Genomic DNA, 25,612 nt, shown 5'->3' with positions numbered 1-25,612 from the left:
GATGTATTGGCGTACAGCAGCGGATGCAGCAGCTCACCGGCAGGAGCAGCAGACCCGCTTCCCTCGCCTGCGGAGCCGGTATGACCGCCTCCCGCATCCGCCCCCGGCTTCGGAGACCAGTACCGGTTCTTGGCGAACGGGTATAGAGGGAGGGCAATCCGCCGAGGCTTCCGTCCCTGGTACATGCTGCTCCAATCGACCGAAAGCCCTTGCACCCACCAGTCGAGCAGCTTCGTATACTTTCTTTTGGCAAGCCATGCATCGACCGTGTGCTGCAAATCCTCATCTGCCGTTAAGACGGCCGCTGCGCCGTCATTAATTCTTCCCCGGCCGTAGAACAGATCCCCTGTCGTACGGTCTCCTCTCAGGTAAGCGGCCAGCTTGCTCTCAACCTCGCCTATGCTGTCTGCCAGAAGCGCGAGCCGTTCCTCCATCACCTCCCGGCCGGTCTGCAGCGTATGGGCTATACTGGCCAAGTCGGCATCGGTGAACGCTTCTTCACGAACTGCATCCAGCAGCGCCTGCGCAAGCGCGCGCAGCCGTTCCTCGTTCTTGGCGGACAGCACGATCACCGCAGGCAGCGGATAAGCCGCCGCGGGATCCGCACCCGCCTCTGCGGCAGGAATATATTCCTCCACCAGCAAATGCGCATTGGAACCCCCGGCCCCGAAGGACGATATACCCGCCCTGCGCGGATATTCCCGCACCGAGCCGGACTCACGCAGGACCGGCCGCTTCCATTCCGCCAGCTCCCGCTGTACGACGAATGGCGTTGAGGAGAAATCGATGTTCGGATTGAGCACGGAGGCATGCAGGGACGGCGCCAGCTGCCCATGCTTCAGCTGCAGCAGCACCTTCGTCAAGCCGGCAATCCCGGCCGCGCTTTCGCAATGGCCGATATTAGACTTGGCCGAGCCGATGGCGCAAAATGCCTTATCATCCGTATATGCCGAGAACGCGCCCGACAAGCCCGCGATTTCTATAGGATCGCCGAGCGATGTCCCGGTACCGTGAGCCTCGATGTAACTGACCGTTCTCGGGTCGAACCCCGCCCTGCTCAGCGCCTGCTTGATCACTTCAGCCTGGGCATTGGGATTCGGAACCGAGTACCCGTTCGTTTTGCCGCCGTGATTGATTGCACTTGCTTTGATCACGCCGTAAATCCGGTCCCCGTCCGCAACCGCTTCGGACAACGGCTTGAGCAGCACCGCGCCGACGCCCTCCCCGGGCACGTAGCCGTCGCCGCCTTCGCCGAAGCTTTCGCAGCGGCCCTTGCTCGACACGAATTTCCCCTGCGCAAGCATCAGATATTTGTTCGGATGAAGCGACAGGTTGACGCCTCCGGCAACGGCTACGCCGCACTCCCCTTGCTGGATGCTTTGGCAGGCCAGATGAATGGCGGTCAAGGACGAAGAGCACATCGTATCGACGGCTATGCTGGGCCCCTGGAAGTTATACCAATAGGACACCCGGTTCGCAATCGAAGACGGGCTGCCGGCGTAAGCGATTCTTCTGCCCGAAAGCTGCTCCTGCGCCCCGTACAGCTGGTACTCCTCATACATGACGCCGGCATAAATACCCACCGGAATCCGGCGGTTCAGCTTCCGGTTGAACGCAACCGATTCCCTCGTATAACCGGCGTCCTCCAGTGTATGGTAGACGCATTGCAGAAACAGCCGCTCCTGGGGATCCATTACTTCTGCCTCCAGGGGCGAAATCTGGAAGAACAACGGATCGAACTGATCCATCCCGTCCAGGAAACCTCCCCATTTGCTGTAAGTGGTGCCCAGCTTGTTCTTATCTTCGTCGAAATAAAGGGAGTGATCCCATCTTTCCGGCGGGATCTCCGTAATGCAATCCCGTCCCTGCTGCAAATTGCGCCAGTATTCCGCCACGTCCGGCGCTCCCGGGTAACGTCCCGCTATGCCGATAACGGCAATATCGATTGGACCGCCCTGCCCGTGCTGCCTTAATGACGGGGAAGGGCTGCCTGCCGCCGCCAACGCCGGTGAAACCCGGGAACGGGGCTGCCTCCCTGTAGAAGGCCGGATAAGCCCGGTCACCGGAGGTGCTGTCTTGGCAGCAGCTCTGTTATCATCCGCAGGTGGTCTGCCGGAGCCCAGAAGCTCCTTCAGTTTGGCTTGATGCACCCCGAGGAAATAGTCCGTTAAGGCGGCAAGGTTCTGGTATTCAAAAAACAACGTTTTGGACAAGGGGCCGAACACTTTCTCCAGTTCTCCGGTCAGATCCATCACCATAATTGAATCGATCCCGTACTTCTCCAGCGGGACATGCTCGTCGATCCGGTGGGACGGCAGCTTGATCGCAGACGAGAGCAGCTTTTTAAAATATTGGACCGCCTGCTCCCGGAATGCGGCCGGCAAGTCGGCAGGCGCGGAGGAAACCCCTTCCGCATGCACTTCAGGAGCCTCCAGTGGTTCAGCTTCCCTTGGAGTAGGCATACGTTCCGCTAAATGCTCTGCCAGCTGGCGAATGGTCGGATATTCAAGCAGTTCGACTGGCGTTACCTTGAACCCGACGGCCTCGCCTATGCTCACTGCGGCAGTTTGCATCTGATGCGCATCGAAGCCGAATTCGTCCCAATCGGTATCGATATGAATCTCGCTGCCGGGGACGGTGAGCAACCCGGATACGGCACGGACTGCGGCAGCGAGAATCTTCTGCTTCGTATCGCCATCCGTATTCCGCTTCACAGGAGCTGGCGCCGGGGACGGGGTTGCCCCAACCTTTGAGCTAGCCGCCAGCTTGTGCAAGGCGCTCCGCAATTGTGTCGGCTTGCCTTGGACGACCATGACCTGGCTTCGCTCTGAAGCGAAGGCGCGATAAAAGGCGGAGAAGCCGCTGTCCGTCTGAAGCGGCACGAAGCCGAACGTCTCCCGGAGCCTCTTCACCGTGCTTTCGCTCACGCTCATCCCGCCGTCCTTCCAAAGCGGCCAATTGATAGACAGCGTGCGGCCTTGGCGCTGCCCGGCTGCCGCCAGCTCGCTGCGGTATGCAGCGAATGCATCCATATAGGCATTGGCTGCCGCATAATCGGCTTGACCGGCATTCCCCATGCTGCCCGCAGTGGACGAAAACAGCACAAAAAAGTCTAGCTCGAGATGGCGGGTCGCCTCATCCAGATAGGCTAAACCGGTTACTTTAGGAGCCAGTACGTCCGCAAGCTCCTGTATGCCCTTATTCACGATCAAGCTGTCACGCACGATTCCCGCGCTGTGGATAATACCATGCAATTTGCCAAAGCGTTCCCCGATATCCCGTATAAGGCCGAACATGGCCTGCCTGTCGTTCATGTCGGCCTGCCGGTATTCTGCCCGGACGCCTGTGGCGCGAAGCTGCCGGAGCTGCTCCTCCTTATCCGCATCGAGCGGAGACCGTCCGGTCAGAACAAGCGTTGCCTGCTTGGCCTGCCGGCCTGCCTCTCTGGCGAATAGCCGGCCGAGGCCGCCTGTGCCGCCTGTAATTAAGTACACTCCATTCTCTCTCCACGGCTCAGCCGCAAGCCCGCCGGATGCTTCAAGCTCATCCCACCGTAATACATAGCGGATGCCGTTCTGATAGCGGATTCTCGTGTCCTGCGGGCTTCCGCCGTCGTTCTGCAGCTGAATGGCGAAGTCCGGAGCACTGCTTCCGGCTCCGGCTTCCGCTTCGATCAGCTGAACGGCAAGCTTCGGATGCTCCAGGGCGGCCGTCTGCAGCATTCCTGCCAATCCAGACAGCAGCCGCTCTTCGCCCTTGCCGGAGATGATGAGCTGCACCAGAGCCGAGCCGATGGAAGAATCGTTCGCAACGGCTTGCAGCTCGTTCAGTGCCAGCGCTGCGTACCGGCTGAAACGCAGACAGGTTTCTTCCTCCGCAGCAACCAGATTGCAAATGCGCCAGCGGCGGCTAAGCGGCCTGCCGTTCCAGCAAGCATCCAGGCTGTCTGCCAGCTCTTGCTGCCCGCACAGCATGACGAGATGAAGATCGAACGGTGCCGTTCTGCTGCCCTGATCGGATTGGCCCGCTGTTTGCTCTTCCCAGACGGGCTCAAGCAGCAGCGTTTCCGTTGAATCTTCTTCCGCCGGGTGATCCAAAGCACGAACGGAGAAACCTCTGATCTTCACGCATACGGCTCCTTGTTCATCGCATAGGTCGGCATCAAGCTTCCGAACGCCGCCGTACACCTCTCCTTCACCTGAGCGGATGTATACCCACATCGACGAAAGGCATGGACTGATCACCTCCACGTTCTCCACGGCAAAGGGGAGAAGCGGGCGAAGGGGCGCCCGACTTTCTTCCCCGATCAGCAGCCCGAGCGACGCCTGTAAAGCGGAATCCAGCATGCCCGGATGCAGAACGAAGGCATCGCCCGTTCCCCATACCATTTCGGGAAGCTTCAGCCTGGCGAGCACCTGTCCCTTGCCGATATACATTTCTTCCAATCCCCGGTGGGCCGGGCCATACCGGATTCCCATCGCTTCGAACCGATCATAGCTTTCGGAGGCAGTTATCCGCGCTGTACCACATTGCGAGCGGATCGCATGCAAATCGATCACGCTCCGCGCTTCGGATGAAGCCTCCAGCATCAGCCGGCCTTGGCTGTGTACGGCCGCAATGTCCCCGGATTCGGCTGAGGAGCCGGTGATCTCGAAGGATACGCTGCCGTCCTCTTCCGGATACAGCGCGATATGAACGTGAACTGGCTCTTCCCCTGCGGCGAGAGGACGGGACCACGAGACATGCTGAAGCCGGATTCCTGCCGTTCCGGCCCGAAGCGATTGCTGTGCGGCAGCATCTGCCGACTTCTCCAATGCGGCCCGGGCCATTTCGAGATAGGCCGATCCCGGCAGGAGCCGCTGGCCGTTGACGACATGATCCCTGAAGAAAAACTCGTCCCCCGTGAACACGGAGGTGAATTTCTGCCCGGCAAGATCGGACGTATTGTGCTGCAGCAAAGGATGACCCGGCGCTGCCGGACCAAGCCTATCCGCCAAGCTTGTGCTCAATACGGGCTTGATGTCAGGAATAGCAAACCTTTCCCGGGCAAAAGGATGTGTCGGCAATCCCGCCAGCCGCTGGGCGGCCGTATGGCGGTACTGGAGGACAGCCTGTCCCACATCGGTTCCGCCAACCCACAGCTCCGCCAATTTTTTGTATTTCCCGCCCGTCAGCAATTGCTGCAGGAATTGTCTGCCTTCCGCCGTGTCGGCGAGATCGGTGCCTTCCTTCTTGCCGGCCGCTCCGGCATAACGGCCCAGTGCCGGTGCCGGAGCAAGCCGGTGCTCCCCGGCCAGTTCCTCCAATTGCTGCGTAAGCTGGGCTACGCTGCCGGTTACGGCCGCAAGCCGGTATTCCATCGGGGTTCTGGCGGCTTGATACGTATACAGGAAGCTCCCGGTGTCCACGTCAGGGTGTGAACGTAAATACGCATGCACAGACCGGGCGTACTCCCGCAAGCTTGCCTCGCTGGCCGCAGAGAGCATGAACAAGCCTTGTTCCACGGCAGCCGGCCTGTCATCCGCCAACGGCACGGCTACTTCATGCGCCTCAACGACGAGATGCGCGTTCGTGCCGCTGAAGCCGAACGAGCTTACCGCAGCGAGCCGCGACGATTTCGCGTTTAGCGGCCATTCCTGCAGACAGGTGTTCACGTAGAAAGGGCTGCCTGCGAAATCGATATGCTCATTCTCTTTGCGGAAGTGGATCGAAGGCGGCATCTGCATATGCTTGAAGCTAAGCAGCACTTTTATTAAGCTAAGCACGCCTGCGGCGGCGGTCGTATGCCCGATATTGCCTTTCAGCGAGCCGATGGCACAATACTGTTTGTTCGATGTAAATTTGCCGAACGCATGGCTCAGCGCATGAATTTCAACCGGGTCGCCCAGCTTCGTGGCCGTTCCGTGCGCTTCCGTATATTGAATATCCTCCACGTTGATTCCATACCGCTCATACACCGATTGCTGCAGCTTGCTCTGGGAGAGGAAGCTCGGCGCCGTAATGCCTGAAGTTTGACCGTCCTGATTGGTGCCGCTCCCGCGAATAATTCCATAGATCGAATCGTTGTCGCGCAGAGCGTCCTCAAGCCTTTTTAGAATGACGATGCCTGCGCCGTCACCGACGACGATGCCATCCGCATCGTTATCGAACGGGCGGCACATTCCCGTAGGAGACAGCATGCCGGCATTGTTCATGAACAGAAAGGCACCGGGATGGGTATAGATCGTTATTCCGCCGGCAATGGCCAGATCAATAGCGCCATTCCGCAGCTTCTCACAAGCAAGGTCGATGGCGACCAGGGAAGAAGAGCATGCCGTGTTGACCGCAAGCGCCGGACCTTTGAGATCCAGGCAATACGCAATGCGGGCCGCCATAATACTCGTGTCGGTGCCCAGCATAGTATGGTGGGAGTAATCCTGCGCAGAGGGATACCCCATCGAGCCTATGAACGTGCCGACCTGTCCGCCCTGGCGGGCATATCCGGCATCTTCCAGCGCACGGTAGCATTCCTGCAGAACGATGCGCTGCGCCGCATCCATCGCTTCCGCTTCTTTGGGCGATATATTGAAGAACAGCGGATCGAAGTGCTCGATACCGTCCATAGCGCCATACCGGAGGGGCACAGGCGAGGAGGAATGCGCTTGGATGTAAGCGATCCACTCCGGATTGTCCATCATCCGGATGCAGTCCTTTCCTTGCGAAACGATCTCCCAGAACTCGTCTTGATTAGCAGCCCCGGCGGTCCGGCACGACAGCCCGATGACGGCGATCCCGCCGGAGACGGACCCTGCAGGGTCCGTCTCCGGCGGCCGGGGTACACTCCCCTGTTGCTGCGATTGCTGCACCTTCTCCTCGCGGGAAGGTGCACCGGCAGGCATTCCGGCCGGTCCGGGAACCGGAACGAAGTCCACCGCGGGACCCGTTATTTTTGCCGCGTATTCTGATGGCACCTTCGTTACCGGCCCGGCGGACGGCAGAGCACCGCTTGCGTGCAGCTGCCCGGCGACATAAACGGCCAACGCTTCGAAATGATGGCATTCGACGAGAATGCTGGTCGGGAGTGACAAATCGAAGCGTACGTTGATTGCTTCCAGCAATTCGACCAAATTAACGGACGAGATGCCAAGCTCCTTCAGCGATTCCGCCTCCAGCAATTCTTCCCGGTCCAAACCAAGGACCTGCCCGAATACGAGCACCAAGCTTTCTCTAACAACATCCAGCCTTTCTTCAAGTGAATCCGGCCTATTCCCAGAAATCATAAGATTGCTCCCTTCAACGGTCTCTCCTGCTGCGTTATAGACGCCGGCGGATAGCTCTTCTGCCCGAGATGCTTCATTTCGTTCAGCGCTTCCGCGTACGGGGTTTTGTGCGCGATTCTGATTTCGTTGAACGATTTCAGCTCCGCTTCGGTCATCGCCGTCTCCTTGCAGAGCTTGAACAGGCAGTAGCTGGTCCAGCCCCGCTCGAGCGAGATGGCGTTATTGGCGTAGCTGCGCAGCGAATCACGCGCGACCGGAACTAATCCTTCCGTGTTCCGCTCGCAATCCGGATCGTACAAATAATTGGCGACCCGGGACGAAACGTCGATAATCTCCTCGATAGCCAGGCCGCAGTGCGCCAGCACGCCGGCCCATTCCGCCGCAGTCGCAATCGCAATGCCAATGTCCGCATCTACGATCGGCCCGCGCAGATTCGCGATGAAATCCATCAGCAGCACTTGGCCGTCTTCCGCCAAGGAAGCGGCAATATTCGCGAACAAGGCGGTTTTGTCCGGGATGTGGCAGCACACCTCAATCCCGATGACGAGATCGTAGCAGTCAGGGAAGCGGTCAACCGTGCTGTCCCGGTGATAAATTGCTGCACGGGAGCTTAGATTCAGCCCTTCAATCCGTTTGTTGCCCAGCTCCGCCTGTCCCTTCGAAATGGTATACCCGTGCGCCTGGATATCTGGATACAGCGAAGCGATTTGAATGACATCGGTACCATGGCCGCAGCCGATATCCAGTACGGAGCGGACACGGCGGAAATCCGCTTTATAGAACAATACCTGCCGCAGTTCGATCTGTTTATCCTTGACAAGGGCTGCTTCATCCGGATACCGCTCCGGATTCAGCATCACCCTGCTCATCGAGAAGCCGGGAATCCGCGATTCGAACGGGCAAAACGTTAAATATTCTTCCTGAAATTCCGCCGAGCGGTCGACGGTGTTGAACGAGTACAGCTCCGCCGCCTTATTGCCGCCGTCCGGCCCCGAAGGAGGCAGGCTGCCAGCCATATGCTGAACGGATATGTTACGGTTCTCTTGCGGCCAACATTTTCTTCTTCTGAAAGGATACCCCGGAGCTGAAACGATTCTGGCGCTTCCGGCTTCGTACAGTTCAGCCCACGGCACCTGCATCCCCCCGGCCCAAAGCGAGGCGAGCTGGAGAAGGTCGCGCTCCCTCACCGCCTTACCGGCTGTCCCGGCAGTGGCGGATGCAGGCGTCTGATGTCCGTGAGTTCCCGAACTTCCGCCATAGATGGCAAGCCCGCCGGGAAGCGTTGCGGCCGTTCCGTCGATATAAGCGCTTAAGCCTTGCACCAACGCTTCTTTCGATGGTGTCACTATCGCAAGACGACATTTCATCGCCTCTCTGCCCACGCTCAGCGTATAAGCCAGGTCGCGCAAAGCGACGTCAGCCGAACGGCCGCTGTCCATATAATCTGCTAATTGCCGGGCCGCCGCCTGCAGGCGTTCATCGTTCTGCGCGGACAAAATAACGGCATAAGCCGCCGGTGAAGGGCACTCCCCCTGCGGCTCCGTTAATGAAGGAATATATTCTTCAATCACGGCATGCGCGTTCGTCCCGCTAATTCCGGTCGTGGATACCGCTCCAAGTCTGGCCTGGCCGGGCCGGGATGTCCATTCCCGCACTTCCTGCGCAATATAAAACGGGCTTTCCTTGAATGAAATCAGCTCGCTCAGCGATTCAAAGCCGGACACCGGCACAATCGTCTTCCGGTGTAGTGCCGTCACCATTGCGATTAGACTGACAACCCCCGAAGCGGCGAAGGTATGACCGATCAGCGGCTTGACGGAACCGACAGCGCAGTGGCCTTTCACATCGCTAAGCTTCCGGAATGCAGACGAAAGAGCCTCCATTTCGATCGAGTCTCCGATCTTCGCGCCAACGCTGTGTGCCATCAGAAACCCGATTTGTTCGGGACGTATGCCGCTGCGTTCATAAATCTGCTTAATCAGCTGCTCCTGGCTTAACGGGTTCGGAGCGGAAATCCCATTCGTCTGGCCGTCATAATTGACACCGCTTGCTTTGATCGTGCCGTAGATGCGGTCATTATCCGCGATTGCCTTCGACAGCGGCTTGAGGACGACAACTGCCGCTGCCTCGCCCGGAACGAGTCCGTTGGCCCTGCCGTCAAATACGCTGCACGTACCGTCCGGCGACAGCATGTTCGCTTTGCCGAGTCCGGCATACATACGGGGCGATACGGTTAGGCTGACGCCTCCCGCCACCGCCATGTCGCAGTCCCCGCTCCGCAGCGCCAGGCAGGCTTGATGCACTGCTACCAGGCCGGAGGAGCAAGAAGCCGTCAACGTGAAATTCGGCCCTTTCAAATCCAGCTTGTATGCGATCCGTGCCGACAAGGTTGCATTCTGATTGGAGCTGATCTGCCCTTCCCCTCCGGTGACATCAGCATATTGGCTCTCTTCCGCTCCCACATACACACCGCAGAGCTTCCCTCTGATCCTTTCGCCCATGTAGCCCGCATCTTCCAGAGCATGCCAGGCTTCTTCGAGGAACAGCCGCTGCTGAGGGTCCATCAGCTCCGCCTCTTTGGGCGAGATCTCGAAGAACAAAGGATCGAACCGGTCAATATCCGGGATGAACCCTCCCCATCGGGACACGCTGGTTCCCGGCTCCTTGCGGGGATCGCCGCTATATTTCCTCCAATCCCATCGTTCGGACGGTATTTCCGAAATGGCGCTTGTTTCCGTCACAAGATTGCTCCAGAAGGTGTCAATGTCGGATGCGCCGGGGAACCTCCCGCTCATGCCGATGATTGCAACCGGCTCCGGAATACCGGCAGTTGAAGCGCCCTTCGACACCTGCGCCTCCGGCTGCGGCGAACCGGACGATTCGGATACCAGGGCAGATTTCTGTTCACCGGAAACCTCACCGGACACCTCGTTGACAACAGGTTCCAGACTTGCCTGCACATCCGCTTCTTCAGCGCGCAGGTAATAGGACCGGACAGCATTCTCATGGCCCGTAAGCAAATATTCTTTTAGCTTCTCAATCGTCGGATAGGCGTAAAATAACGAAGGCCCGAAGTCGATTTCATACTGCTTGGCCAGCAGCCTGGCGAACTGCGTGAGCGAGATGGAATCGAAGCCATAGTCTACGAGATTCTCCCCGGAATCCAGCTTATTCAGCGGAATGCTGAGCAGGCTGCCGATATGATTCTTCAGATCACGCTCCATGTACTCCTCCAGTCGGAGAGGACCCTGCGCATACTCCGCTGAGCTCCCTGAGCGGACGAAAGATGCAGGCACGAAGTCCGCTGAAGAGGTACCGGTGCCCAGAAAGCGCCCGATTCTTCTGCTGTCCCCGGCAAGTACCAGATAGCGGCCGCCGGCCCTAGAGATGAGATCACTGAATACAGCAAGCCCTTCTTCCGCTTCAAGATACCGCTGTCCGCTCGCTTTCAGATACATGCCGCTCTGCTCTTCCTCCGAGAAGCCCATGCCCCCGTCTCTCCATAGAGGCCAGCCAACGGCAGCCGTATGGCCGCGCCGCAGCCCCTGCTTCCGCAGGGCGTTCCGGTAATCCGCATAAGCCATCTGGAACCGGTTGGCGGCGGCATAGTCACAGGAACCGAAGTCACCCAGTACGGCAGAGGTTGAAGAGAACAGACAGAAGAAGTCAAGCGGCTCCTCCAGCAGCAGCTCGTCCAGGATAGCCGTTCCCTCCGTCTTCGGAAGAAGCACCTGCCGGAATTCCTCCGCACTCTTCTCCATAACGCTGCGGTTCACCTGGATACCCGCAGCGTGAATAACTCCGTTAATCGGGCCGAACCGTGCTTTGGCCCGGGCGATTCCCTCCTGCATACGCGGAAGATTGCATAGGTCTGCCTGCACGTATTCGACACTGCTGCCCAGTGCCTCCAGTGTCCCGAGCTTCTTCTTAATTGTGTCATCCACAGCCGAACGTCCGGTTAGAATAAGCTGAACCCCGTGCGTCCTGGCGGCGTGCTCGGCGAACAGATAACCAAGTCCCCCGCAGCCGCCTGTAATTAAATAGGTGCCCCCCTTCTTCCATACCGGCTGAACACAGACATGATCTGTTGCCCTGCGTACTGTGCAGACGTTACGCTTACCTTCAACATACAGCACATTCCGTACGCTGGAAGAGCGCAGCTCTGCGCCTATTTGCTCCAGCCAATCCTTCATGCCCGCGTCCTGCCCGTGTAATCCGGCCTCCGCCAGCCATACCCCCATAGACGTATCGGGAAGCACATTCCCAAGCGAGCGCTGTATCCCGATCCACGATTCGGCATAGCAGCGCTCAAGCCCGTTCGCAAAGGCAGCCGCAGCTATTAATTTCCGCACCTCGAACTTCGTAGAGGCAAGTGCCTGAATGGTATGAACAAGTGCAGACGGATCTTGAATATGCTGCGGATTTTCGAGCGGCCACATGTAGAGCAGCGCATCAGCGTTACCATACTTGACGGCTATGTCACGGAAAGCATCAGCCAAGGAGGCGCTATCGTCTCCCCGGGCCCTGTACGTATCCTCAAGCCGCTCGCCGCCGTCTGGTTGTTCGCTCACGAAGACGATGCGTGCAGTAGGTGAGCTAAGCCTCACCGCATTGGATAGAATCTGCTGACTCCGGCGGTCCGACAGGAAGCACACAACCGTTTCAAGCTGAACTTGCCCGGCAGCAGGCATTTCTGCCCCGGTCTCTTCCTCCCAGATTTCCTCAAAGATCATGGGTTCGTCTTGCTCCTGCGGCGCCGGGTGACGATTCGGCCTTTCGGCCTGACTGTTCTTCGGGAGTACCAGCTGCGCACCGGCTGTGTCCATGGCAGGTGCCGCAGGGAAGGGACTTCCCTCCATCCAATACCGTTCTCTGGCAAAAGGATAGGTCGGCAGCGATATGCGCCGCGGCTTAGCCGGCAGACCATCATACAGCCCGCTCCAATCCAGACGAAAGCCCTTGACCCATAGGTCGAGGAGCTTGGCGAATTTGCCGTGCCGAATCCATTTGTCCACGGTTTCCTGCATATCCTCATCCGCCGTCAGCGCCGCCAGCACTTCCTGGTTCGCTTTCACATGACCGTGGTGCAGCTCTGGCTGATAGCCGTCCCCGCGCAGATATTCGTGAAGCCGCAGGTGCAGGTCGGCCATTGATAACGCTGTGAACGCTAACCGTTCCTCCATCTCCTCGCGTCCGACCTGCAGCGTATAGGCGATGTCCGCAAGATCGGCATCAGAATAGCCATTCGTTTCGGCCGCCGCTAGCAGACGCTGGACTCTCTCCTTCAGGCGGTCCCCGTTTCTCGCTGACAGCACAATCAGGAACGGACGGCCTGGTGCAGCCGCTGCGGGTCTTTCGCTCCGAACCTCCGGAACAAATTCTTCAACGATCAGATGGGCATTCGCTCCGCCTGCTCCGAAGGAGGAAATGCCCGCACGGCGCGGAAATTCCCTGCGGATGCCGCCGAGCTCCACAGTCGGCCTTTGCCATTCCCCAAGCTCCTGCTGAACGAAGAACGGAGTCTCGCCGAATGTAATATCCGGATTGGTCTCCTGCGCATGCAGAGTAGGCGCAATCTTGCGGTGCTTCAGTTGAAGCAGCACCTTAGCCAGCCCTGCCATGCCCGAAGCGCTTTCCGTATGGCCGATGTTGGACTTCACAGAGCCTATAGCGCAAAACTGCTTGTCGGACGTTTCCCGTTCGTACGCTTTGGTAAGACCGGAAATTTCGATCGGATCGCCGAGCGCCGTCCCCGTGCCATGCGCCTCCACATACGTAACGGTTCGGGCCGGAACGCCTGAGCGCCGCAGCGCTTCTGAGACCGCCCCGCGCTGAGCATCCGGGCTGGGAACCGTGTAGCCGTTCGTCCGCCCGCCTGCGTTCAAGGCGCTTCCCTTCAGAACGCCATAGATATGATCGCCGTCTGCAAGGGCGGCCTCCAGCGGTTTAAGCACGACTGTGCACACGGTCTCGCCATCGACGAAGCCGTCCGCTCCCGCACCGAACGCCCTGCAGGTATCGCCAGGGGAGAGCATGGTTGCAGCCGACAGCTTCAGATAATGGACCGGGTCCGCGATCAGGTTAACACCGCCGACGACGGCGCATTCGCTCATCCCGCTGTAGAGGCTCTCCAGCGCCAGATGCACAGCCGTCAAGGAAGACGAACAGGCTGTATCGACCGCCATGCTTGGCCCCTGAAAGTTCAGCAGGTATGAGACCCGGTTGGCAATCGACCAGTAGCTGGCCCCTGTCGGATAGCTGCCATTCATCACCCCGGCGAATACTCCGACCTTCCGGCTGGTGCTAAGATTCGCAGGCGTATAGCCCGCATCCTCTACGGAAGCGTAAGCAGATTCAAGAAACAGCCGCTCCTGAGGATCCATCTGGGCGGCTTCCTTCGGCGATATGCGGAAAAACATCGGATCAAAAGCGTCGATATCCTCAAGAAAGCCTCCCCACCGGGTATACATCGATCCGCTCTTGCCTTTCTCTTCGTTATAATAACTTCGCCAATCCCACCGCTGCGGCGGAATCTCAGAGATACAGCTTCTTCCCTGCTTCACGTTCTCCCAGAATTCGTTCACCCCGCCGGCCATCGGGAACCGGCCGGATAAACCGATAACCGCGACGTCCTGCACGTACGATGGCTTGGATTCCGAATTTGATACCGGCCTCGGTATCGATTCCGGCTCCGTTGCCGTCCTGGAAACAAACCGGCGCTTGGTCATCAAGGATGCCGTAGGTGGACGAAGCGGCGCGGAATGCACAGAAGGCGCGGAACCGGCTCCCGGACCGGCCGCAGAAGCTTCCGGTAATCCGGCTGCCACCGCAATGCCGTTCTCCATGCCGACCAGCTTCCGCAATCCGTCCTCCTGTGTCAGAATGAAATGCTCGACCAGCGAATCAATCGTCCTGTGCTCGAAAAACAAGGTTGAGCTGACCGAAGGTAACACTCCGCGCAGCGAATCCGTCAGCTGAACGACCAGAATCGAGTCGATGCCGTAGCTTTCGAACGGTTCTGAGGCGTCGATCCGGTGATCCGGCAGTCTAAGCACGTCCCCGATCAGCCGTTTGAAATAGCTGCGGCTTCGCGCGCGCAGCTCCTCCTCAGGCACACGGGTATCCGCAGCCTCCGCAGCAGCCGCAGGTTGGTTCCTTTGGAAGCTAACGGCTTCAACTTTTGCTGCCGCATGAATCGCCTTTACTTCCTTATGAACCTTTGGACTGCCGTCCGGCTGGGCCTGGAGACGTTGCCTTGCGATCCCGTCACTGTGCGCCGCAATAATCTGCTGCCCCTTGTCATGGGCGGCACCGGCCGGGAAGATGATCCGCCCGAACCCTTCCCCGGCGAGAACAGCCTGCCACGTATCTGGAGCAAGCCCCGGACAACCCGGCGCGCGCAGCGCAGCATCTTCATACGCCCACCAGCCTTCCAGCAGACCGAAGGTGATATGGGTGAACAAATCGCTGCGCGTGATTTCGTTCAGCAGCAGAATGCCCCCGCTCCGCAGCAGCGCCTTCGCATTGCGCAGCGCCGTGCGGATATCTCTGGTCGCATGCAGAGCATTCGCCGCGATGACGACATCGTAGACGCCGGCCGCATACCCCTGCTCCTGAATGCCGTTCTCGGCATTAAAGATGCCATAAGCCAGATAAGGATAACGCGGGCCGTATTCCTTCTCTGCATGCTGAAGAAACGCCCGTGAGAGATCCGTATAGGCGTACTCCTGGATCCGGTCCCGGTAAGGCTCCAGCTTGCGCAGCACCCCGCTGCTCGTTCCGCCGGTCCCTGCGCCGATCTCCAGAATGCGGATCTTTGCGGACGGATTGTGCCTGATACGCTGCTCCACATAGGCGACAGCCGTGCCGGCCAATACGCCGTTGAAGTAATCGGCATGGGGATTGTTCTTATATATTCCTTCGACCAGATGCATGGAGGAATTCGGGAACATGACATCTGTGGCCGGCCGCTGCCCGGTTAGAATATCAGGCAGCGCGCGCAGCATCGTCTCCGCCAGGATAACCTGTGCTTCTAACCCTTCGGTGTCCAGCCATTCCTGCCTGCGGCCGCTCCACTCCTGCCAGAGTGCAGCCGTCTCCTCCTCAGGCAATTCATTCAGCGGATCGGACACTCCAGCGTGCTCCGCAAGCAGTTGTACACTTGCCTCCAGCCACTTACCGAACATCGCCTGCCGCTCCAGCCTGCCGTTAGCAAGGGGGGCAGCGGTTGTACGAAGCTGCTTGAGCAGTAGCCGCACTATCAGCTGTTCCAGCTCACGGGCCGCCGGGCTGCTCAGCGCTTTGGCCTGCCGGGTCTGCCCTTCCTGGATATCTTCCGCCATGTGATGGAATATGCCGGCGCCCGGTGAAGCATCCGCTTGTGCGGAATAGACTGAGGCTGCCTGCCGGACATCGATCATTTCCATAGTCCCGGGGTTCGCCGTCCGGACCAGTGCCATCTGATTCACCGGACCGGCCAGCAGCGACTCCAGCGCAGCCATTGCCTCCGGCGGCTCGATGGAGCCGATTCCCCTGTTAGCCATGCGCTCGCTGTATTCCCGGGATGCGACAGCTCCGACGCTTCCCCAATATCCCCAGTTCATCACCTTGACGGCACACGGCCACACTCCTGCCAAATAGCTGGCATATGCATCCTTAAAAGCGCAGCCTGCGCTATAATTGCTTTGTCCTGCGGATCTTGCAAACGCATTGATGGAGGAGAAGAACAGCACGAAATCGAGCGGCTCGTCCCGGAATACTTGGCCTATCCTCACAGATACATCTACCTTGGCGGCAAGGGCCGCCTGGAAACGTTCTTCGTCCATGTTCGCAAGTAACTGATCCCGCAGCACAAGCGCCGCATGCACAATGCCGTTAATGCGGGAATAGCGCTGCTTGATCTCAAGATAAGCGCGCTGAAAAGACTGCAGGTCGGCCGCATCTGCCGTAATATATCCGGGTGCCGGACCCAGAGCCGCAAGCCGGTCGATGCCGGCTTGAATGCCGGAATCCTTCTCCCGCCTTCCAATCCATATCACATTGGCCTGGTAGGTACGGATCATATATTCGCTCCACGCTTGGCCGATGCCGCCTGCGCCTCCAATTACCACATACACGCCGCCCTCCTGGAAGAGCGTCGGTTCGGAAGCGGCTTCCTGAATCGGGACGAGCTTCTGCTTGTGCCATTCGCCCGTACGGTAGACCCAGGAATTTCCTTGCGGTTCCGCCGGAAGCCTGAACATGTCTTCAACAGGGAACTCCCGTCCCGCTTCCAGATCGACAGCGCGTATCTGCCAGCCCGGATATTCTTTGGCCATTGACCCTGCCAGTCCGTGAACCCCGGCATGTGCCGTCTTCAGCGGGTCACAGGAATGGATGGGCTGCGACTGCACCGTCACCAGCGTCCATTCCAGCGGCTGGCCGCCATATTTTAATTGAAGAAACGCTTTGATCAGGCGGAATACTTGCAGCACCCCGCGCTCCTGCTCCCCAATCCATGCTTCATCGGCAGGAGATTCGATCGTATTCTGCGGCGCAATCCACACCACATGGCGGACCGGACCCTGCGCCTGAAGCCGCTGCGCAATCATATCCGCCGTTTCTCCCCCCATAAGCTCCATCAGGGTAGCGCCGGCAAAGTGCTGCATCACCCGGTCGCGTATCACCCCGGGTGTTCCGACCACTAATAATCCTTCCCCATCCCGTGTATTGTCCTGCCTCATTTCAGGTTTAACGGCATCCCAGACCGGCAGCAGGCTTAATGTCTGCATCTGCGGCTTCGACTCGCTTGCTGCCGCTCCTTCTTCCAGCAGGCGCAGCGCTTCCGGACCGGTTTTACGAACCGTGAACCCTTTTAACCGGGCACAGACCTTCCCGCTCCGGTCGCATAAATCAATATCGAATTTGTCGGCGCTACCGTCTGCCGGGCTTCCATCGCTGTAACGGACATGGGCAACCATCCGGGAAGCGCACGCTCCCGTCACCTCCAGCTCCTCCAAAGCGAAAGGCAGATAGAGCCCCTGGGCGTCCGCTGCCTTTCCTGCGTCAGCCTCAGCGAGGCGCAGTCCTGCCGACGCTTGAAGCGCCGAGTCGAGCAAGCTCGGATGCAGCATATAGGTATCCTCAGTCCCCGCCAGAAAGTCAGGCAGCGTAAGCTCGGCCAGCACTTGTCCTCGGCCGGTGTGCAGCCTCTCGATCCCCCGGTGGCCGGGCCCGTACCCGATCCCCCTTAAGCGGAAGCTTTCATACACGGTACCGGCATCGAACTGCTGCCCGCTGCAGGCCGCATAAAGGGCGTCCAGGTCTAGATGCGGTGCATCTTCTACAGCATACAGCTCTGCCCGGCCGCTGCTGTAGACCGGCGCACTGCCGTCTTCCCCGTCCCCGTATATGTCGAACATAATTTCATCCCGCTCACCGGGATGGAGTCCGATATGCACTTGAACGGGCTGTGTTCCCGCGATAAGCGGGCGGGGCCACGTTACGCCGGACAGCCGGATGGCTGTCGGCTCGTCCGTCACGCCTGCAGCCGCGTCTTCTACGGCAGCACGTGCCATCTCCAGCAAAGCGGCGGCAGGCAGCATGGATTGCCCGTTCACCACATGATCCTCCAGATAAAATTCCGCCCCCGTAAACAAAGAAGTATACCGTTGCTCTGCCAGATCAGATGTATTTACATGCAGCAGAGGATGAAGATAAGCTTGCCCGGCACTGCCGCCGGATACATCGGCATGTTCTTGTCCGCCGGCAACCCAATACCGTTCTCTGGCGAAAGGATAGGAAGGCAGCCGCAACCGCCGCGGCAAGAAGCCCGAACCGGTGTAAAGCCGGGACCACTCCACTGCCCCGCCCCTCACCCAGAGCCCGAGGAGCTTGTTCCATTTGCCTTTTGCCATCCAATGATCCACTGCAGCAGCCATATCTTCATCTTGGGCGAGCAATGCCATCATTTCTTTATTGCGTCTGATCCCGTCCCGGTATATGTCCAGGGAGGCTGCCGCAGGGTTCTCTGCGTAAGCCGTCAGCTTCTGCACCGCATCCGCCATCGTCACCGCCGCAAGCGCCAGCCGTTCCTCCATGGCTTCGCGGCCGACTTGAAGTGTATACGCCAAATGCGGCAAATCCGTATCAGACAGTCCTTTGCAGCGTATCGCCTCGACAAGCCGCTTCGCCTGCTCCCGGAGCCTCTCCTCATCTCTTGCGGATAACAGAATAAGCGCAGGATGCACCGGTGTACCCGCAGACTCCCCGTACATTGCCTCCGTTCCGGCCGGTACGTATTCCTGAATAATGATGTGGGCATTCGAGCCGCCCGCGCCGAACGATGACAGGCCCGCTGTCCGCCGGTGCTCCTTCGCCGTTCCGTCCAGGTTAAGCAGTGGTCTTGGCCATTCTGCCAGCTCCCGTTGAACGGTAAAAGGCGTATTCGTAAAATCGATATTAGGATTCAGCACTTCCGAGTGGAGCGATGGCACGAGCTGTTTATGCTGCAGCTGCAGCAGCACCTTGGTGAGTCCGGCAATGCCGGCCGCGCTTTCGGAATGGCCGATATTCGACTTGACCGACCCGATCGCACAAAATTGTTTATCCTGCGTATAGGTCCCGAAGCATTTGGCTAACCCCGCGATTTCAATCGGATCGCCCAGCGAAGTGCCCGTTCCATGCGCTTCGATATACGTGAGTTCCCGGGCATCGAGTCCCGCTTCCCTAAGCGCTTTGCCGATGACCTCCGCTTGGGCGTTCGGATTCGGGACGGTGTAGCCGTTCACCTTGCCGCCGTGATTGACGGCCGTTCCTTTAATCACGCCGTAGATCGGGTCGCCGTCGGCAATTGCCTGATCGAGCGGCTTAAGCAGCACGGCACCGACTCCCTCGCCGGGCACATAGCCGTCTCCCCCGATACCGAAGCTTTCGCATCGGCCTTTGCTCGACACGAACTGGTTTTGCTCAAGCAATATATATTTGTTCGGATGAACCGATACGTTGACACCGCCGGCTACGGCCATCTTGCACTCGCCCAGCCGCAAGCTTTGGCATGCCAGATGAATCGCCGTCAGAGAGGACGAGCACATGGTGGCAACCGCCATACTCGGTCCTTGAAAATTGCAATAATACGACACCCGGTTGGCGATGGATGCCGAATTACCCGAAAGTGCCACCGCTTTTCCCTGTATCTGCTCGCGAACACCATACAGCTGATATTCCTCGTACATGACCCCGACGTATACGCCCACACTGCCCGTATGATACGGGGCGGAGGCTCCGCCTGTCAGGCGCACATAGCCCGCATCCTCCATCGCTTCATAGACACGCTCCAGAAAGAGCCGCTCCTGCGGATCCATCATCTCCGCTTCGCGCGGGGAGATGTTGAAGAATAGCGGATCAAATTCGTCGACGCCATCGATAAAACCGCCCCAACGTTCAGCGTTCCGGCCTTCGCTCCCTTTGCGGTGGCGGCTGTTATCCCAGCGCGCAGCCGGAATTCCGGTAATACAATCCCTGCCGTCCTTCAGTACCTGCCAGAACTCCTCCAAGTCCCATGCTCCCGGGTAACGTCCCGACAAGCCGATAATGGCGATATCCTTTGCGGCAGCCGGCAGACCCGCCGCTTCTGCAGCGGTATCCTCGCTATTACCGCGGTGCAGTCTGCCGGATGGCCGGGAGCGGGGCGTGAGCCTCTTCACCGTGCCGTCTTTTGCAGTCTCAGCCGGAACCTTGGCGGCTGCTGTCTCCTTCAGCCCGGCCGGTTCGCCTGACAATGCGGATATCCTGCCCGGGTAAGCTTTGGTCAGATATGCCGCCAATTCCTGCAAATTCCGGTATTCGAAGAACAGAGTCTTCGGCAGTGTCCCGAATCCTTTCTCCATTTCAGCAGTCAGCTGCATCGCTACGATCGAATCCATGCCGTACTCCTCCAAGGAGGTGACGTCATCAATCCGGCTGACCGGCAGCTTGGTCACTTCGGCCAACAACCTGGTGAGGTACCGTACTGCAAAGCCGTAAAGCACATCTATTTCGGCCAAAGTCCCGTCCGCACCGGCGCCGGTCTGTTGTTCCCATGTGGCGGACTGCTGCTTATCGATGTCCAGCATACGGGCAGCGTCTCCCTCAAGTACCAGTACATGATCCTTCTGTGCAGCCCATGCCCGGTACAATGCCCGGATGCCGGAGGCCGTCAGCAGAGGAATCAGGCCTTTGCTTCCAAGCAGTGCTGTCTCCGCTTGTGCCTCCAGCCTCATTCCGCCTTCCGCCCACAGCGGCCAGCCAACCGACAGCATCCGGCCGTTCCGCTTGCCGGACTGGTAGAGCGTATTGCGGAACCCGGCATAAGCATCCATGAAAGCGTTGGCCGCCGCATAATCCGCTTGACCGGAATTGCCTAGACTCCCGGCTGCCGATGAGAAGGCGATAACAAAGTCGAGCGGAAAACCGGTGCTGGCCTCATCCAGATGAACAAGCCCGTCCACCTTCGGTGCCAGCACCTCCTGCAGCTCCGCAGCTGTTTTGTGCATGAGCATACGGTCACGAACCAGGCCCGCGCTATGTACAATGCCGTTCAGCGTGCCATATTCGGAGCGTATGCTGTTCATTAGACTGCAAACTGCCGTAAAGTCGCTGACATCTGTCTTCACGTAACAGACGCGGGTACCGCTTCTGCGCAGCTCGTCAAGCTCCGCCTCCTTTGCCTTGTCCAGCTCGGAGCGTCCAGCCAGTATAATTGACGGAGCGGTAACAGAATGTGCAATTTCCCTGGAAATAATCAGGCCAAGCCCGCCCGCTCCGCCGGTGATTAGATAGACGCCTCCATCTTTCCAAGGCAGCGAATGAGGAGCATCTCCGCCGGAAATGTCAACCGCCTGGCGAATGGCCACATGCCGCTTCCCATGCTCGTAACGGATATGTTCGTACTCCAAATCTGTGCTGTCCTGCTTCAATTTGTACGCGAGGGAACCGGCACTGTCCCCAGGTTCCAGCTCAATCAGCTGCACGGCCAGAGCAGTGTTCTCCAGCTGCATCGTTTTCAGCATTCCGAAAAGTCCGGCATACAGCCGGAGCTCGCCCTGGTTCGGGACCGCGAGTTGAATAAGCAGCCTCTCCGCCGGAGAGCTTGGGCCTATGCGCTGAAGATGCTCGAGCAGAGCGGCCGCAGCCCTGCGGTAACGGGCGGCCGTCCCCTCCTCCTCATGAGGAAATTGGACGCATTCTGCACCATCCAGATTGGCACGAAGCGCGGCTAAATCGAACGCCTCCTGTCCGCTAAGGACAACGAGATGTTTAACGTCCGGGCCGGATAAACTATGCGCGAAGGCAGCCGGCCGTTCTTCCCATTCTTTATGCAGCAGCAGAGTAGAAGCCGGTTCTGTCTTCGTACCCGTGAGCGTTTCAAGCTCCAGCGGACGAACGGATAAGCCTTTTAGCTGAACGAGCATACTGCCCTGATCATCACAGAGGTCCAAATCATATTTGAGCAGCGGAGAGCCAGTCCCGCTTCCCGGGCTATAGCGGGTCCAGACCCACATCCGTTCCGTGCAGGCACCGTGAATAACCAGCTCTTCCAACGCGAATGGAACCAAAGGCTTGCCTGCCGCCCCTGCCGCCCCCGCCGCCGGAGCAAGTCCGATGCAGGCTTGCAGTGCCGCATCCATAGAGCTTGGATGCAGGACATAGGCCTCTGAAGCAGCCGCTTCCGCCGGCAGCGTCAGCCGCGCAAGCGCCTGGCCCTCGCCTAGCTGAAGCCTGTCCACTCCGCGGTGGGCTGCGCCGTATTCGGTTCCCATCGACCGGAACAGCCCGTATAGTGCTGGCGCATCCAGACTATCCTCCGCACATTCCGAGCGAACCCGGTCCAGATCCATCCGGGCGGCTTCTACGGTGCCGGAAGCAATTACCGCAGTTCCCTGGCAGTACACAACCGGCTCCTCTCCCGGCGCATGACTAAAGATATCGAATGTAATTTCATTGTCCGTCTCAGGAAAAAGCGCGATATCGACACTTGCCGTTCCTTCGCCTGCGATGAAGGGGTTAGACCAGACAATATGCTTCAACCGGATACGGAGCGGCCCTTCCGGCATTTCGCCGGCAGACATCGCCACAGCGGCCCGGACCATTTCCAGGTATGCTGTGGCGGGAAGCATACGCTGTCCGTTCACAATATGATCTGCCAGAAAAAACTCGCTGCCGGTAAAGACCGTCCGGAAGCGCTGCTCCCGGAAGTCCGAGACGTTCTCGTGGAGCAGCGGATGCAGCAAGGACGAAGCGGACAGCCTGGCACCCGCTGGATGGCCGGATACCGGTACCCAATACCGTTCTTTGGCAAAAGGGTACGATGGCAGGCTCAGGCGAAGAGGTACGGATTCACCGTACATCCTCTTCCAGTCGACTTCCCGTCCGTGGACCCATGCGGCGGCAGCGGAAGCCAAGCTTTCAGCAGCCGCCTCCGGAACGAGCCGGTCCTCAGCCGCGTCAAATCCCGACCGGCCAAGCCATACTGAGCCGGTGCTCTCTTCTCCCACTGCCAGCAGGCGCAGCCCAGCGACAAGCTCCGGTAAATCCCTCACCAGGAAGGCAGCGCGTTCTTCCATCGCCTCACGGCCGACTTGAAGCGTGTAGGCCAGCGCATGCAGATCAACGGCGCGGTAATCCGAATCCGGCTGTAAATAGCCGGCCAGCTTGCCGGCATATGCGTGAAGACGTTCCTTGTTTTTGGCGGAGAGCAATACAAGCGCGGGACACTGGCCGTTCTCACCAAGTGGCGGATTGACCGGGACCGTGCCTGCCGCGTGAGCCGCAGGGTCGTATTCTTCAAGCAGGAGATGGGCGTTGGAGCCGGTGGCTCCAAACGAGCTGATGCCCGCCCGCAGCGGTAGGCTTATCTCCTTGCCCTTATCCGTCACAACTGGCCGCTCCCATGCCGCGAGCTTCCGCTGTACATAGAAAGGAGACCGTTCAAAATCGATATATGGATTAAGCTCCTCCGCATGCAGCGAAGGCACCAGCATCCGGTGGTAAAGCTGCAAAATGACTTTCTGAAGCCCGCAAATGCCGGCAGCCGACTCTGCATGGCCGATATTCGATTTTACGGAGCCGACCGAACAGAACTGGGTATCGTCCGTATGGGAGCGGAATGCTCTAACGAGTCCCTCCATCTCTATCGGGTCGCCCAGCGGCGTCCCCGTCCCGTGAGCCTCGATATACGAAACCGACCTCGCGCCGACACCGGCCTTCTGGAGACATTCACCGATCAAATCGGCATGGGCCACAGGGTTAGGCACGGTAATGCCGCTCGCCGAGCCGCCGTGATTGATCATGCTTCCTTTCAGAACAGCATAAATATGATCACCGTCCGCAATCGCCTTGCTGAGCGGCTTGAGCAGAACGGCGCCGACTCCTTCTCCCGACACGTAGCCGTCTCCGCCGCTGCCGAACGTGCGGCAGCGCCCGTCGCTGGCCTGCATGTCCATCATGCCGTAAGTGGCATATTTGGCCGGATGGAGCGACAGATTGACGCCGCCTGCCAATGCGGCTTCGCAGTCTCCGCTCCGAATGCTCTCCATGGCCAGATGAACCGCAGTCAGCGAGGAGGAGCATACCGTATCGACGGCCATGCTGGGTCCATGAAAATTGCAAACATACGACACGCGGTTCGCTATGGGGGCATAGTTCAGCGATAGCGGAAACGGGTGCCCCTGCGCCGCCGCTTCAGCCCCGAGCAGCGCGTAATCCTTATGCATCACACCGACAAATACCCCGACGCGGCGGCGCTGATGCGGTCCTGCCGGTACTGCCAATGAATCCGGCGTATAGCCCGCGTCCTCGATGGTCTCCCAGCAGGTTTCCAGAAACAGCCGCTCCTGAGGGTCGAGCGTCTCCGCCTCTCTCGGCGTAATTCTAAAAAATTGCGGATCGAAGCAATCCGGATCGTCGATGAATCCGCCCCAGCGGGACATCGGCTTCCCCGAGGCGGAACGAAGGCCCGCCAGCCGCTCTGACTTCCAGCGGGAAGACGGAACCTCGCGGATACAATCTTTGCCGGCCGTCAGATTCGCCCAGAATTGTTCCAGGTTCGCAGCGGACGGATATCGCCCGGCCATGCCGATGACCGCGATGTCATCACCGCGAGCAGACGCGTGCGCTGCCGGTTCAGCCGCACCGGAATTCACAGGCCATACGCCGCCGTCTGCAGCCGGCAGATTCGTGCTCAGCTCCGGCTCCTCCGGACGAAGCTGCTCCGGATAGGCAGCTCCCAAATACTGCGCTAAGCGTTCAACCGTCGGGTACTCGAATAGAAGCGTCGGGGAGATGGCCGTCCCGAGACGGTTCTCCACAGCCTGGGCCAGTGTAAGCATGGAGGCCGAATCAAGCCCCATTTCAAAATAGCCCGCCCGCACATCAATCTGTTTCTCGTCCCGGTCCATCCGCTCCGCAATCAGGCTGACGAGAAAACGGCGTGCGGCGGCAGCCGCGCTCTGAGCCGCTTCCGTTACGTCCGGCAAAGCTTCTTGCGGCTGCCGGGGAAGGAGCTGACCAGGGCCCTCTGCCTCCCCGCCGCGGACCAGCTTGTTCGTAATATTCTTCAGCTCGCCGATTTGCCGGCCATCCCGGTTAAAAAACGCCAGCGTAAACGACAATAGTCCATCCCGTTGAATTACCGATGAATGCTTGACTACGGCCATACAGTTCGCTTGAATCAGCTCCGCAGCACAAAATGATTCGATGTAGACAGGCAGAAACAGCCGCCGGTCCTCCGCCAATTGCGTGAAGTGTGCCCCGGCCCCGACGCAGCTTCCGTCGAGCAGTGCCGGGTGGAACATGAAGCTATCTGCTTCCCCGAGGCTATCCTGCGGGAGATCCAGGTCCAGCAAGAGCGAATCGGCCTCGTCAAACAGCCTTCCTTCCGCCTTCATGAATCCGGAATGTACAAGTCCGAGAGCCCGGCACTGCTCATAGAGCAGCGCCATATCTGTCCTGCTGCCAGCCAAAGAACGGATACGGTCCGCATCGACCGAATGCTCGAACCGCACCGGCGGGCAGCGGTGCATCTCGGCGGTCATGAAAGGCCCGGCGGACTCTTCCTCCGTCCCGGTAATTTCGCCTTCCACCCGGATTTGCCATTGTCCCTTCTGCGCTTCCACACAATGAAGCTGCAGCCGGATCTCCTCGTTCTCCCGGACGGTTACGGGGCGGAAGAGGGTAACCTGGCGCAGCTCCAGCTCTGCGCAATCATATCCCTGCTCCCTGAACCATTGGTAACAGATATCAATGTAAGCCAATCCCGGCAGGATGCCGCTGCCCATCACCTGATGATGGGCCAAGATCGGATGATCGCTTTGAAACCGGAATTCTGTTGTTGTCAT

General features: G+C 59.0%; 2 protein-coding genes (1 of these 2 cut by a window edge). Both read right to left on the bottom strand.

The genetic code is table 11. The features are described from left to right. Nucleotides 1-7,259, bottom strand: the 5' portion of a protein-coding gene (locus NSU01_RS12710; protein WP_076244332.1) for an SDR family NAD(P)-dependent oxidoreductase. The gene continues 6,088 nt to the left of window position 1, outside the view; only the first 7,259 of its 13,347 coding nucleotides appear in the window; its start codon is at nt 7,257-7,259; its stop codon lies beyond the left edge, outside the window. Then, nucleotides 7,256-25,612: an SDR family NAD(P)-dependent oxidoreductase gene (locus tag NSU01_RS12705; protein WP_076244329.1), complete on the bottom strand. Its 18,357-nt coding sequence runs from the start codon at nt 25,610-25,612 to the stop codon at nt 7,256-7,258. Before NSU01_RS12705 ends, NSU01_RS12710 begins: the two co-directional genes overlap by 4 nt.

The sequence above is a fragment of the Paenibacillus sp. FSL H8-0259 genome (assembly GCF_037963255.1).
GTDB lineage: Bacteria > Bacillota > Bacilli > Paenibacillales > Paenibacillaceae > Paenibacillus_AQ > Paenibacillus_AQ phytohabitans.
The sequence above is the reverse complement of the archived record's forward strand: the minus strand, read 5'-3'. Positions and strand labels throughout refer to the sequence as shown.